The following is a 14,099-nucleotide window of genomic DNA, read 5'->3' as shown; positions in this document are numbered from 1 at the left end:
GTTGAATGAGAGGGTTCCGGGCATCGACTGCCCAGGACCCTTGTTCATGCCCGACACCCTGCCCCCCTGCTCCGTATTGATACTTGCCGGTGGCCGCGGCCAACGCATGGGTGGGCGCGACAAGGGCCTGCTGGACTGGCGCGGTGAGCCGCTGGTCGCGCATGTCCAGCGTACCGTAAGGCCGTTGTCCGACGATCTGCTGATTTCCTGCAATCGCAACCAGGCGTCCTATGCCGGTTATGCCGATCGGTTGGTCGCAGATGCCGATGCAGATTTCCCCGGCCCGTTGGCCGGCGTTATCGCCGGCCTCGCTGCGGTGCGGCACGACTGGGTGGTGCTGCTGGCGTGCGATTCGCCCTTGGTGGACCAGGCGCTGATCGACGATCTGCGGCGCTTGGCGGTGGCCAACGATTGCGCGGCGATGGTGCGCCAGGGTGGGTTTTGGCAGCCGATGTTCAGCGTGTTGCCACGGCGGGTGCTGCCGGTGCTGGAGCAGGCCTGGGCGACAGGTGAGCGGAGTTTGCAGAAGGCGTTGCTGCGGGAGACTGTCGTGGGGTTGGACTGTGCCGAGGGGGATCGCCGGTTGAGCAATTTCAATAGTCCGGAGCTGCTGCGCGGTTGAGGTTGTTGGCTGTCTGTACCCGCCTCTTCGCGGCGGTTCGGCGCCGCGAAGAGGCCGGAACAGGCAGTGCATCAACCCGCTGACAGTTCCTCGACACTGATCTCGCGCATACGGAACTTCTGCACCTTGCCCGTCACCGTCATCGGGAATTCCTCGACGAAGCGGAAATACCGCGGCACCTTGAAATGCGCGATCCGGGCCTTGGCCCACTCGCGCAGCTCCTGTTCGCTGGCCATCTGCCCCGGATGCAGGCGCACCCAGGCGACGATCTCCTCCCCGTACTTGCTGCAAGGCACGCCGATCACCTGCACGTCCGCCACCGCCGGATGGGTGAAGAAAAACTCCTCCAGCTCACGCGGGTAGATATTCTCGCCACCACGGATGATCATGTCCTTGCTGCGCCCGACGATACGCACATAGCCCTGTTCGTCCATCACCGCCAGGTCACCGGTGTGCATCCAGCCGTCGGCATCGATGCTGTCGCCGGTAGCCTGAGGGTTGTTCCAATACCCCAGCATCACGCTGTAGCCGCGGGTGCACAACTCACCGATCTCATCACGAGGGACAGTCTCGCCAGCGCTGTCGATCACCTTGCTCTCCAACCTCGGCTGGGTCCGGCCAACGCTGGTGACTCGTCGCTCCAAATCGTCTGCGGCGCCGGTCTGCAGCGATACCGGGCTGGTTTCGGTCATGCCATAGGCGATCTGTACTTCGGCCATGTGCATTTCGCCGATCACCCGGCGCATCACCTCGATCGGGCAGGTGGCACCCGCCATGATCCCGGTGCGCAGGCTAGACAAATCGAAGTCAGCACGCTGCGGATGATCCAGCTCGGCGATGAACATGGTCGGCACACCGTAGAGGGCGGTGGCTTTCTCCTCGGCCACGGCGCGCAGGGTGGCCAGCGGATCGAACGCATCATTGGGGTAGATCAGCGTGCTGCCATGGGTCATGCAGCCGAGGTTGGCCATGACCATGCCAAAGCAGTGGTACAACGGCACCGGCACCACCAGACGGTCATCCTCGGTGAGGCCAAGGCTTTCGCCGACCATATAGCCGTTGTTGAGGATGTTGTGGTGGCTCAGCGTGGCGCCCTTGGGGAAGCCCGTGGTGCCGGAGGTGTACTGGATGTTGATCGGGTCGTCCCGGTGCAACCGGGCCTGGCGCTCGCGCAGAGCCTGGGCACTCACGGCCTCGGCGCGTGTCTGCAACTGTTGCCAGGAGAGGAAACCTGAGGGTGGCGCACTGGCCAGGCTGATCAACCCGCGCAGCTGCGGGAAGCGCTCGCAGTCCATTGGCTGACCCTCCTGGGCCAGCGCCAGGCCCGGCACCAGGTCGAGCAGCATGGCATGGTAGTCGGAGGTCTTGAAGGCATCGGCACAGATGACCCAGCTGCAACCGGACTGACCCAGGGCGTAGTCCAGTTCGCTGCTGCGATAAGCCGGATTGATGTTGACCAGGATCGCGCCGATCTTGGCGCTGGCGAACTGGGTGATGCACCACTCGGCGCAGTTGGGCGCCCAGATCCCCAGGCGATCGCCGGGTTGCACGCCCAGGGCCATCAGGGCGCGAGCATGCTGATCGACGGCTTCGGCCAGTTGCCGCCATGTGTAGCGCAGGGCCTGGTGGCGAACCACCAGCGCTTCGCGGTCGGGGAAACGTGCGACTGTAGCGTCGAAGGCATCTCCGATGCATTGGTCGAGCAGCGGTTTGTCCTGGTTGCCCAGGGAATAGCTTGGCTGGGGCATGGGTGTTCTCTTATTGTTTGTCTGTTCCGGCCCTTTCGCGGGTAAACCCGCTCCTACAGGGGGCACTGCACATCCTGTAGGAGCGGGTTTACCCGCGAAGAAAACAACACTCAACTAACGGACGAACACCTGCGGCGTGGTAGTTGACATGTCTCCGCCCGGCAGCTTGATGTTCTTCACCTTTTCCAGCGTCTCAGGGTCGAACACCGCCAGGTCGTTGAACGTCCCGCCCAGGTACAACTTGTCGCCCTTCTTGTCGAAGGTCACACAATAGTAGGTGTGTTCCAGGTTGGCTGCCTTGATCAGCTTGCGTTGCTTGATGTCGTAGCGCGCCAGACGGTTGAGCACGCCGTACATCTGGTTCGGGTCTTTCGGCGAGCGCAGGCCGGTGAAGTACAGCTCGGTCAGGTCGGCGAATTCCTGGGTGTGGGTCTTGCCGGTCTTGAGGTCGACGCTCAGGTAGCCGTACAGCAGCTCTGCCTCGTTCGGGTCCTGCTTGTCGTCCTTGAACTTGGCGATGGTGTAGAGCATCGAGAACTCGTGGCGCGGGCTCTGGTGCGGCCAGAAGTACAGCACGTCCGGGGCGCTGTAGCCCTTGCGATTCCAATTGCGCAGGGGCAAGGCGACACTGTACTTGCCGGTCTTGACGTCCATCTTGTAGAGGTCGGGCCCGGCGACGAACAGGCTGCCGTCGTCGGCGGCGCGCATCAGGTAGACTTGGCGCGGCATCGGGAAGGTCCGCACCGGTTTGGCCTGCAAACCGTCAGCGGTCTTGAACACCTCCAGGCGCGGTGGTTTGACCACGTAGTGGTCGTTGAGGCGCTGGGTCGGGTTGACCGTGGCGTAGACCTCCTTGCCATCCGGGCTGAGGGCGAAGGAGTACATCGACTTGCCGACTTCGCCGGGCACGCTGGAAAGGTTGGCGTGGAAGGTGGTTTTGCAGGTGTCCAGGTCGATGCCGTAGATGTCGGCATAGTGGTTGTTGAGCACGTAGGCGGTGCGGTTGTCCGGCGCCATCATCGCCGTGCCGGGGCCGAACTTGTCGGGCATCTGGCAGCTCTTGTACAGCGTATCGCTGGCCACATCGATGACGTGCAGGTTGTTCGGGTAGTTGGTGGTGATCAGATATTCCTGGCCGGCCTTGAGGGCGGGCCCGGTGTCGTCGGCCTGGGCCGACCAGGCGCAGGCCGAGGCGGCGATGGTCAGCGCGAGTTGCGCGCAACGTCCAGCATTCATGCGGTTTCCCCTTGTCATTCTTGTCAGGCCGATCACTTGTCTTTCGGGAACACGGTGCCCAGGTTGCGCCAGTCTTCCTGGGAGTTGGTCGCCTGGGCGTTCCAATCCTGGTAGGTGCTCATCATGTCCGGCACCTGGGCCGGCCACCAGCAAGGGTCGGAGCAGCCATACAGGTCAGCTTCCATCGGCTGGCACAACGAGCTGACGCCACCAAAGGCGTCCACTTCCCAGCCCGGGTCGGTGGTGGCAGTGCAACCGGCCACCGCGCTCATCGCCACGACGTCTTCGACGCGGTCTTCGGCGGCGGCCTGCTCGAGGATGCGCGCCTTGTTGTTCAGGGGCTTCAAGTGCTTCATGTCAGTGCGCCTTCCGCGGAGTGATGTAGCGATCGATGAAGGCCGGGTTGGCGGCCATGATGCGGCTATAGACCTCGATGCCAAAGTCGACCCAGTCACGCATCAGTTCGCAGTAGTGGTAGGTCGGGTGCTGGGGATCGCCGTAACGGGCATAGCTTTCGTGGTAGCAACCGCCGGAACACAGGTTTCGGATGTGACAGCTGTCGCAGCCGGTGTTGCTGCGATCCAGGCGTTGCGACAGGAAGTCGTTCAACTGCGCTTGCCTGACGCCCTGATGCACGTTGCCGAAGGTCGGCAGGCTGGAGCCGGTGAAGCGGTGGCACAGGTTCAGCTCACCCTCGTGGTCCACGGCCAGCATCTTCAATCCGGCGCCACATGGCAGGGCCTTCTTGTGCCCCTCGTGGATGTCCGTGATCAACTGATGGAGGTTGGAGAAGCCGATGTTGCGGTGCTCCAATGCCGCTTCCAGGTAACGACGACCGAGGGCCTTCATGTTGGCGAACACCTGCACCAGTTCTTCGCCGGTGAGGTTGAAGTCGGCCATGTCGCCGGAGGTGACCGGAGCGAATCCGACCTCGGCAAAGCCCATCTCGTTGAACAGGTGGTTCCAGATGGTCTCGACGTCGGTGATACCACGGGTCAAGGTCACCCGCGCACCCACCGGGCGGCTGGTGTAGCGCGACAGCAACAGGTCGGCCTTGCGCCGGACCACGTCGTAGGTGCCCTGCCCGCCCACGGTGATGCGATTGCGGTCGTGCACGGTCTTGGGGCCGTCGATGCTGATCGAGAGACCGAAGCGGTGGGCATTGAGCCAGTCGATGATCTCTTCGGTGAGCAGGGTGGCGTTGGTGGTCATGATGAATTCCACCTGCTTGCCGGCCTCGGCGAAGCGCCGCTCGCAGTAGGCCACCATGTGCTCGATCAATGGCCGATTGGACAGCGGCTCGCCGCCGAAGAACACCACGCTGTAGCGCTGCTCATCGGGCGACTCCTTGAGCAGCATCTCCACCGAAGCCTCGGCGGTGTCGGTGCTCATTTTCTTGCCCGCCGAGGGTTTGTCCAGGTCTTCCTTGTAGCAGTAGGTACAGCTGAGGTTGCAGCCGGTGTTGACGTTGAGCACCACGGTATTGAGCGCGGTGCGCTCGACCTGGCGCAGGGCGATTTCCGGGGTCAGCGGTGAGCCGTCGCTGACCAGCTCCAGGGCGATGAGCTCATGCAGGGTTTCTTCGATGTCCTGGCCGGCGAAGCGTTGGCCAAGACGCTGCATCAATTCTTCTGCCGAGCAGCCTTGCTGGCGCAGGGTGTCGATGATGCCACCGGTCACCGCATCGGCGGTGAACAGCGAACTGCTGGGGATGTGGAACAACATGCGGTCGGCATCGACCTGCACTTCGTGCAGGTTGCGTTCGACCAGGTTCAGTAGTGCGCCCATGGCGACCTCCGATAATCGATCCGTTGGAAAAACCGTTGCGCCCTGCCCTCAAGGCAACGGCGGGTTGTTCCAGCGTTGTACGGTGACGATCATGTGGCCTTCGCCGGTCTGGCCGCCGTCGGCCAGCGTGGCGATGACTTTCAGGTTGCCCGCGTTGTTGGTCATCATCTTGCGCGCAGGGTTGGGGCCTGCACCGCCTGGCACGAACACGCCGTCAGCTTGCATCTGCCCGGCGAACTTGACGTCTTCATCCTCCACGGCACGCTCGTTGAAGGGTTCGACCTTCCAGGTGGCCGGCAGGTAACCGATGCGCAGCGGCTGGCCGTTGGCGTCCTTGCCCCAGGCCTCGGCTTCGAAGCGGCCCTGGACCTTCGGCACCTTGGCGCCGTTTTCGCCGATACGGGCGATGGAGAACGCCGGCACCACCTTGACCTCGTCGACCTTGTCGTAGACCGCCAGGCTGCCGCCCTTGAGCTCACCCACCGCGACCTCGCGCAGGCCAGGCTTGGCATCGGCTGCGGCGCGGGCCTTGACCCGCACCAGGGTCGGAGTCTGTTCCAGCACCTCGCTCACCTCGACCCCGGCGCCCAGCGCGGGCTTGCCCGACAGGCCGGTGCCGACCAGGGTGATCTCGCTTTCACCTCCAGCCTTGATGAACGCCGGTTGTACCGCCAGCAGGCGTGCCTTGCCTTCCTTGACCGCGGTGAAGTCCAGGCCACGTTCGTCGTGGTCGGCTTCGAACATGCGGCCTTTCATCTCACCGTCGAGTGCCGCGAACACCTGACGCAGGTTGCTGTCGCCGATCTTGACGTTGCCGCGCCATTCATAGCCGTTGTAGAGAATGGCCGAGCCAGTGCCGTTGAAGGGCGTGCCATCGGCGTAGCTGCCCTTGACCTCGACGTTGAAGGTATCGCCCTGATCCGGGCTGACGCTCATCACACCACGCACATCGCCCTTGGCGAGCATGTGGCCACTGAACGCCCACTGCCCCGGCAGCGCATCGGCCTTGGGCTTGGCCTTCTCCCAGGCCGCCCAGGCCGGGCTTTGCAGCGGGTAACGCTTGGCCAGTTCCGGCACCACCTGCTTGAGGGCGATTTCCAGCCAGTCGCGGTCGCGTGCCTGGGCCTGGTATTCGAGGGACGGCCACTGGCCGAGGTGGAAGTTGACCAGGTGCTCCCATTCCTGTGCCGGGCGTCGTTGCAAGGCTACACGTGCGCCTGAGTGACAACGGCCGCAGGTTTCGCTGAGCTGGGTGTCGAAGTGCTCCACGGTATTGAGCCGGCGCTCCATGGCGTAACGCACGCCGTCGGTTTCGCTCGGCGCCAGGCCCTGCTTGTCGGCCAGGTACTTGACCAGGGTGCGGCGATCGTCGTCGCTGATCTGCAGGCCGTGCATGATCTGCATGCGGGCGATGCTCATCAGCCAGCCTTCGGGAGTCTTGCGCTGGTGGCTGATACGGCTGTAGGTGTCATTGCCTTCGGGGATGTGGCACCCCATGCACTTGTTCTGCAACAGGCTCGGGCCCTGCTCGGCCGCCATGGCCTGGGTGCCCAGCAGTGCGGCGGCGATCAACGCCAGTTTACCCGCATGCCGCCGGAGTCGAGTCGTCTTCAAGGTCAGACCTCCACGGTTGTTATTATCGTTCTTGCACGCTTCGTTACAGCGGTGTGCATGTGACAGGTTGCGATACAGAAACTGTGCCAGGTGTCTTAAAAGTGTCGCATTTCAATTATTTAGCCGGTTTTCGGGGTGGCCATGAAGCGCTACCCCATGGGTTGGGGCGTGCCATTTCGCGACAGGCTGTTTCATCCTGAGACAGGGCCTGCTGCCGGCGAAAAGGCCAGCGCAACCACTGTTTCATCACCGTCTCACAGCGTCTCAATGTGCAACAGCGCAGCGATGCAAGCTGCCCGTTGCATCCGAACAAAACCCAGCCAGCTCAATACCTTGCGCGTATTGATCGAGCTTGGCACGGCCATTGCGCCAGACCTGGGCACATCCAACGACAAGAGGCACCGCCCCATGCTTTCCGACCTGCCCATCCTGCCCGCCACCCGCGCCTTCCTAGAACGCAAACTGAGAATGCGCATCGGCGCCGACTGGCAGGACGCTGTCAGCGGCCACACCCTGGCGTTCCGCAATCCGGCGAGCGGTGAAGTCCTCGGCGAGGTGCCCGCCGCCGAGCAGGAAGACGTCGACCGTGCCGTGCGCGCCGCACGTCAGGCCTTCGACGACTCGCCCTGGAGCCGACTGCGCCCGCGCGAGCGGCAGAACCTGCTGTGGCGACTGGCGGACCTGATGGAGCGCGACGCACAGCAACTGGCCGAGCTGGAATGCCTGAACAACGGCAAGAGCGCCGTCGTGGCCAAGGTCATGGACGTGCAACTGGCCATCGACTTCCTGCGCTACATGGCCGGCTGGGCCACCAAGATCGAGGGTAGCATCGTCGAGGCCTCCATGCCGTTGATGCCCAACGACCAGTTCCACGGCTTCGTGCGGCGTGAGGCAATCGGTGTGGTCGGCGCCATCGTCGCCTGGAACTTCCCGCTGTTGCTGGCCTGCTGGAAGCTCGGCCCGGCCCTGGCTACCGGCTGCACCATGGTGCTCAAGCCCGCCGACGAAACTCCGCTGACTGCGCTCAAACTCGCCGAACTGGTGGACGAAGCCGGTTACCCGGCGGGTGTGTTCAACGTGATCACCGGCACTGGCCTGAACGTCGGCGCTGCGCTCAGCCGCCATCCCGGGGTCGACAAACTGACCTTCACCGGCTCCACCGAAGTGGGCAAGTTGATCGGCAAGGCGGCGATGGACAACATGACCCGCGTGACCCTGGAGCTTGGCGGCAAGTCGCCAACCATCGTCATGCCCGACGCCAACCTGCAGGACGCTGCTGCGGGTGCCGCCACCGCGATCTTCTTCAACCAAGGCCAGGTCTGCTGCGCCGGGTCCCGGCTGTATGTGCATCGCAAGCACTTCGACAATGTCATCGGCGACATCACCGGGATCGCCAATGGCATGAAGCTGGGCAGCGGTCTGGATCCTGCGGTGCAGATGGGCCCGCTGATCTCGGCCAAGCAACAGGACCGGGTCACTGGTTACATCGAACTGGGCCGCGAGCTGGGTGCGACCATTGCCTGCGGTGGCGAGAGCTTCGGGCCGGGTTACTTCGTCAAACCGACGGTGATCGTCGATGTCGACCAACGTCACCGCCTGGTCCAGGAGGAAATCTTCGGGCCAGTGCTGGTGGCCATGCCCTTCGACGATGTCGATGAAGTGATCGCCATGGCCAATGACAACCCCTACGGCCTGGGCGCCAGTATCTGGTCCAACGACCTGGGCGCCGTGCACCGGATGATTCCGCGCATCAAGTCGGGTTCGGTGTGGGTCAATTGCCACAGCGCGCTGGACCCGGCGCTGCCGTTCGGCGGCTACAAGATGTCGGGGGTTGGCCGCGAAATGGGCGCCGCCGCCATCGAGCACTACACCGAGCTCAAGTCGGTATTGATCAGGATCTGATCTTTTTCCTGTGACGGCCTCTTCGCGGGTAAACCCGCTCCTACAGGATCACCGAACTGCGAGGTCTTTGTAGGAGCGGGTTTACCCGCGAAGAGGCCGGCACAGGCAACACGAAAACAACAATAAAACATGGAGCACACCATGAGGCACGCACTCGCCTGCACATTGGCCCTGCTGTTCGCCGCACCCGCCGCCCAGGCCTATGAGTTGTACAACCAAGACGGCACCATCCTCAACGCCGACCTCGAAGCCCTGTTCGGGGTGTTCCACAGCGACGAAAGCTTCAACCAGGCCGGCAACCGCCAACCCGGCAGCACCGCGTGGCAGGAGGGCTACGTCAAGTACGGCCTCAGCGGGAGCCAGGCCCTGCCCGATGCCGGCACGCTCTACGGCGCCTTCAACCTGCTGAGCTCCGCCACCTGGGGCGATGGCGATGCCGCCGGCCTGACCCTCGGCGACGAGCGCCGTACCGCCATCGAAGACCTTTACCTGGGCTGGCGCTCGGCCAACCTGTTCCCCTCGCTGGGCGAGGACGGCGTGGACATTTCCGGTGGCCGCCAGGTGGTGACCCTCGGTGATGGATTCCTGATCCAAGGCGACCCGGTGAACCTGGGCAAGGTCGACCTGGGCGCCAACTTCGACCGCGGCGGGGCCTACTACCTGGCCGCACGCAAGGCCTTCGATCGCACCGCCGTGCTGCGCCTGGGCGGCAACCACGGCTGGCGCGGCGATCTGATGTGGCTGAAGTCCGATAACCATTACCAGGCCGATACCTCGCTGGCGGTGGCCAACCTGGAGCATGTCGCCGACGCAGGCACCGTCGGCCTGAGCTGGATTCGCGGTCTCGATGTGGACCAGCGCTACGCGCAGATCATGGGCCTGGAACACCGCGACGGCATGGACACCGCCAGCCTGCGTGGGCGCGGCAACCTGGGGGTGAAAGACCTGGAGCTGGCCGGTGAGTACGTGACCCAGGACAAGACCGGCGGACGCGAGAACGCCTGGTACCTGGAGGGCAACTGGACCTTCTCGGAACTACCCTGGTCACCGACCGCCACCTACCGCTACAGCCGTTTCTCCGAAGACTTCGACCCGTTGTTCTATGGACTGAGCCGTGGCTACGGCACCTGGTTCCAGGGAGAAGTGGCGGCCAACTACGCCGGGCCGTTCAACAAGAACAGTCAGGTGCATCACGTGGCACTCAAAGGCAAGCCACGGGACGATCTGACCGTCGGCGCGCTGTACTTCGACTTCGATACGTTGGATACCGACCAGGGCAACCTCGGCGGTCGGGAGCTGGACCTGTATGTGGAATGGATGGTCAACGATCATCTGCTGATCAGCCCGGTGGTGGGGTTCTACAAGCCGGAGCGCAGCGCAGCCAATGGCGGCACGCAGCTGGGTGGACGAGATACAGGGACCTACATGCAGTTGATCGTCGGGACCTTCTTCTGATCCCCGGACCTTATCGCTGGCAAGCCGGCGATAAGGTCACCAAGGTTTCAGCGATACCCCTGCTCAGCCAACCATCGCCGGAGCATGAACTGCTGCGCCTGAGGCCTGTCATGCAACAGGGTTTCAAGCGATTCGCCGCGGCACAATCGCCGTACCACCGGCGCCAACTCCATCCCATGCAGATGCCACACCCCAAGCGGTTGGTCCGCGGTGACCACCACTTCGGCCTCATCCACCAGGCCGTCACGTAGCACGGGGCGCCGCGCCACCTGTATCGCCTGCCAATGCGCCGCCTGGTGCATCGGTTGGGCGTCCGGCCAGACCTGGCGGCGGTCCCAGAATGGCTGCCCGACACGGGTTGCTTCCTGGGCATAGAAGTCGCGCCCCATGCGGGCAAAGCGCAGAAACAGTTGCTCGATACGCTGCTGATGAAACTGCTTGGCCAACGCCGCTCGCTCAGGCCGACGCAGCAAGGTGTTGATCACCACCGGTGCCTGCAATGCCGAAGACAGCGACTGGAATATGCCATTACCCGACAGTGGGTCAACCGCCATCGCGGCATCCCCCACCCGCAGCCAGTCGTCCCCTATGCACTCGCCGGCGAGAATCGCCGTACTGCTGCGTGCATACACCTGGGCAGGCTCCAAGGCCTGTAGGCCGAACAGCTCGGCCACCAGTGCCGAAGCACGTCGGCGCTCGGCGCAGTGGCCAGGCAATGCCACCTTGCCCGGCAGACGCTCGGCGTCCAGGGTCACTTGCCAGTAGCAACGACCGTCGGCGAGGCGGGCCATCCACGCCCAGCCATCGTCCAGGCTCTCGACCGCCGAGGCCGGCTCGCCAGGTTCGCCCTGCCAGAGGTTGAGCAGGCTGACGGTCTCCGGCCCGCGCAAGCGGTCGGCGGCCAGCGGCGCCTGGCGACCACGCGCCTCGACCAGGAAACGGCCTTGCAGCAACTGGCCGTCAGTCAGATGCACCTGATATCCAGCGACATGCGTCACCTCGCGAATTCGCCCGTGCACCAGGGTCACGCCAGCTCGCCTCAGGTCATCGCGCAGAGCGAGGTCGAAACGCTGGCGGTCCAGTAGGAACTCCTGGTTCAACCGCGAATGCTGGCCATTCCAACGCACTTGACGCGACGCCGGCACCGCCGCTTGCGTCAGCGCTTGACCCAGCCCAGCATGGCGCAGCCCTTCCAACACACGCTGCGATACCCCTTCGACAGCTGCGAAACGGCGCCAGTCGGAGATTACGGTGACCGGGTAGCCCAGGCGCCGCAGACCGATGGCCGTGGCGGCACCGGCAGGGCCTGCGCCGAGGATCAGGATGTGCGGTTCAGACATCTGCCGCACCTCGCCGCTCAGGACCGATGAACGTGGCATTGGCGCGCAGCCACGCCACCACCTGAGCGTGTCCGAGGTCTGGCTGCTGACGCAGCAAGGCGGCGATGCGTCCGCTCAACGCCGCACAGCCCAGGCTTGCTCCGGCCATGTTGCGCTGCCCCACGTGGCCGCCGAAATCGGCCTGGGCGCTGCCCAGCCATGACCATTGCCCCGGTGCGCAACGGGCATCGCCCGTGACGCGAATGACACCCGGGTAGCTGGCCGGATACACCGGCCCACCCCGCGCCGGGCTGGAGGCACAGAGCAGCACGCCAGATGCCTGCGCTTCGGCGCAGGCCTGGCGCAGCACCGGGCGGTCCTGTTGCAGCCCGAGGCTCAGGTTGACCACGCTCACACCCTGCTCTGCCAGCCACAACAATGCCGCGGCCACCTGCAAGGCACTGGTGCTGCCCTGGCCGTTGAACACCTGGGCCAGCAAGAGCGGCGTCTGGCCGGCCTCGGCTTGCAGGCTGGCCACTACGGCGCTGCCGTGCCCTAGCCGATCGGGCTGCAGTGCGCCCTCGTGCATCACGCCTTCTTCCAGCCAGAAACACCGCCCTTGCACGACCGCGCCTGCCTGACCGGGCGCGCAGCCGCTGTCGATGACGCCGACACGCACGTCATGGCTCATGCCGGACCACCTCGTGGGGACGTACAGCCAGTGCGCCGTTGTGCAAATGCAGGTGCAGATCGGCATCGGCCAGGGTCGAGGGACGGTGACTGATGAGGATTCGGGTGCGCCCGGCGAACAATTGGTCGATGGCGGCGATCACCTCGCGCTCGGTGGCTTCGTCCACCGCCGAGGTAGCTTCGTCCAGCACCAGGATCGACGGCCCCTGGAGCACCGCACGGGCAATGGCAATGCGCTGCTTCTGCCCGCCGGAGAGCTGCTGCCCACGCTCGCCGAGCAGACCATCGAGGCCCAGCGGCAGGCTATCCACCAGACCCTCGAGGTGCGCCAGGCGCACCACCTGTTCGAGTGCCTCGCGGCTGGCCTGTGGCGCACCATAGGCGAGGTTCTGTGCCAGGGTACCGCGAAACAGCACGATGTCCTGACTGACCACGGCGATGCGCCGACGCAAGGCCGCCAGGTCGAGTTCGCGCAGATCGGCACCATCGAGCAAGATACGCCCGGCATCGGGATCGTAGAAGCGTTGCAACAAGTCGATCAGGGTCGACTTGCCGACCCCCGAGGCGCCACTGATCGCCACCTTGAGTCCCGCAGGAAGGCAGACATCGACGTCGGCCAGGACCGCGCCCTGGCGCCCCTCATGGGTGAAGCGCACGCCCTCCAGGCGCAACTCGCCCGGCCCGTCCGGCATTGGCCGGGGCGTCTGGGTTTCGCGCACGGCCACGGCTTCTCGCTTGAGCTCCATCACCCGGCCCAGGCTCACCGCCATGCGCTGCACCGCCACGTACAGGCCCAGCAGGCTCTGCACCGGCCCTACCGCCATGCCCATGTAAGTGGAAAAGGCGATCAACGCCCCCAGTTGCCAATGGCCCTGGATCACCCACCAGCCGCCCACCAGGAACGCACAGGCGCGGCACCAGGACGTCAGGGTGCCGGGCACCGCCTGGGTGAAGAATTCGGTCACCTGGAGTTTCAGCAACTGGCGCATGTAGCCCTGTCCGAGCTGATCCAGGCGCCCGGCCTCACGGCCTTGCTGGCCGGCGGCCTGGATGAACTTCATCGCCGGCAATGTCTCGACCAGAAACGACGACACATCCGCCGAACGCTCGCGCAGGCTGCGCACCTCACGTTCGACCTTGCGCCGCATCCAGCGCAGCCAGACCACCTGCACCGGAACCAGCAGCGCCAGCAGCAACGACAACTGCCATGACAGGGTCAGCATCAGCACCACCGAGCCCACCAGACCGATGATCGCCGACACCGCCGAGAACAGCGAGTCGACGGCAAAGCGCTGGATCTCGGCGACGTCGCCGTCCAGCCGGGAGAGGATATCGCCGATGCGCCGCCGCCCGTAGAAACTCGGTGACAGTTGCTGCAGATGCCGGTACAGGTCATCGCGCAAGGCGAACAGGATACGCCCGGACAAACGCGTGTGCAGGTAACGGTTGACCCCTGCCAGCACGGTGCCGAACAGGCCAGCGATGATCATCACCGCGGCCATGTGCCAGAGGGTCTGGTAATCCTTGGCCAACAAGCCTTCGTCGATCAGTGTCTTGACCAGCCAGGGTTGTATCAGCGCCAGCATCGTGGCCCCCAATGACAACCCGAGCAGGACCGCGATGGCAGCACGGTGCGGGCGCACGAACCCATACAGCCAGGCCAGGGCCTGGCGCATCAGCAATGGGTCGCTGGAATCCACCAGCCTTGCGAACAGTCCGCCCATG

The 14,099-nt window shown here is 64.4% G+C and carries 11 protein-coding genes; 3 read left to right on the top strand and 8 right to left on the bottom strand.

Features of this window, described 5'->3' with window-relative positions:
• The first annotated feature begins 46 nt into the window (after positions 1–46).
• A complete protein-coding gene (gene mobA / locus KY379_RS05845; RefSeq protein WP_133324105.1) occupies positions 47–622 on the top strand; it encodes a molybdenum cofactor guanylyltransferase MobA in 576 nt (191 codons plus the stop codon).
• Positions 623–693: 71 nt separating this feature from the next.
• Here the strand turns inward: mobA and KY379_RS05840 are convergent, their stop codons facing one another.
• The 5 genes from KY379_RS05840 to peaA all read right to left on the bottom strand — a co-directional run bounded on the left by KY379_RS05840 (position 694) and on the right by peaA (position 7,008).
• A complete protein-coding gene (locus KY379_RS05840; RefSeq protein ID WP_261239446.1) occupies positions 694–2,370 on the bottom strand; it encodes a fatty acid CoA ligase family protein in 1,677 nt (558 codons plus the stop codon).
• Between the two features lie 114 nt (positions 2,371–2,484).
• Positions 2,485–3,606, bottom strand: coding sequence for a quinohemoprotein amine dehydrogenase subunit beta (gene peaD / locus KY379_RS05835; RefSeq protein WP_133324107.1), 1,122 nt, complete (start codon positions 3,604–3,606; stop codon positions 2,485–2,487).
• A gap of 32 nt (positions 3,607–3,638) precedes the next feature.
• Positions 3,639–3,962, bottom strand: coding sequence for a quinohemoprotein amine dehydrogenase subunit gamma (gene qhpC, locus KY379_RS05830; protein ID WP_133324108.1), 324 nt, complete (start codon positions 3,960–3,962; stop codon positions 3,639–3,641).
• A gap of 1 nt (position 3,963) precedes the next feature.
• Positions 3,964–5,394 carry a quinohemoprotein amine dehydrogenase maturation protein gene (peaB, locus tag KY379_RS05825; protein WP_261239447.1) on the bottom strand — a complete coding sequence of 477 codons (1,431 nt, stop codon included), beginning with the start codon at positions 5,392–5,394 and terminating at the stop codon, positions 3,964–3,966.
• Positions 5,395–5,442: 48 nt separating this feature from the next.
• Positions 5,443–7,008 (bottom strand): quinohemoprotein amine dehydrogenase subunit alpha, encoded by a 1,566-nt coding sequence (gene peaA, locus KY379_RS05820; protein WP_133324110.1) that lies wholly within the window; start codon positions 7,006–7,008, stop codon positions 5,443–5,445.
• 408 nt (positions 7,009–7,416) lie between these two features.
• Here peaA and KY379_RS05815 point away from each other — a divergent pair, with 408 nt between their 5' ends.
• A complete protein-coding gene (locus tag KY379_RS05815; RefSeq protein ID WP_261239448.1) occupies positions 7,417–8,910 on the top strand; it encodes an aldehyde dehydrogenase family protein in 1,494 nt (497 codons plus the stop codon).
• A 141-nt stretch (positions 8,911–9,051) separates the two neighbouring features.
• Positions 9,052–10,365, top strand: a complete 1,314-nt coding sequence (locus KY379_RS05810) for an alginate export family protein (protein ID WP_261239449.1) — start codon at positions 9,052–9,054, stop codon at positions 10,363–10,365.
• Positions 10,366–10,412: 47 nt separating this feature from the next.
• On the opposite strand, the gene KY379_RS05805 is transcribed toward KY379_RS05810, so the two are convergent.
• From KY379_RS05805 to KY379_RS05795, 3 genes are read right to left on the bottom strand one after another with little or no spacing between them, the layout of a single operon-like run.
• Complete coding sequence (locus tag KY379_RS05805; RefSeq protein WP_133324113.1) at positions 10,413–11,705, bottom strand: NAD(P)/FAD-dependent oxidoreductase; 1,293 nt, start codon at positions 11,703–11,705, stop codon at positions 10,413–10,415.
• Positions 11,698–12,375 carry a S8 family serine peptidase gene (locus KY379_RS05800; protein WP_261239450.1) on the bottom strand — a complete coding sequence of 226 codons (678 nt, stop codon included), beginning with the start codon at positions 12,373–12,375 and terminating at the stop codon, positions 11,698–11,700. The genes KY379_RS05805 and KY379_RS05800 overlap by 8 nt, the downstream gene beginning before the upstream one ends.
• The gene (locus KY379_RS05795) at positions 12,365–14,098 is read right to left on the bottom strand and encodes an ABC transporter ATP-binding protein (protein WP_196171691.1); all 1,734 of its coding nucleotides are present in this window, start codon (positions 14,096–14,098) and stop codon (positions 12,365–12,367) included. Before KY379_RS05795 ends, KY379_RS05800 begins: the two co-directional genes overlap by 11 nt.
• Between the last annotated feature and the right edge of the window lies 1 nt (position 14,099).

Source organism: Pseudomonas sp. HD6422 (assembly GCF_025377065.1).
GTDB lineage: Bacteria > Pseudomonadota > Gammaproteobacteria > Pseudomonadales > Pseudomonadaceae > Aquipseudomonas > Aquipseudomonas putida_U.
This window is presented reverse-complemented; position numbering and strand designations above follow the sequence as displayed.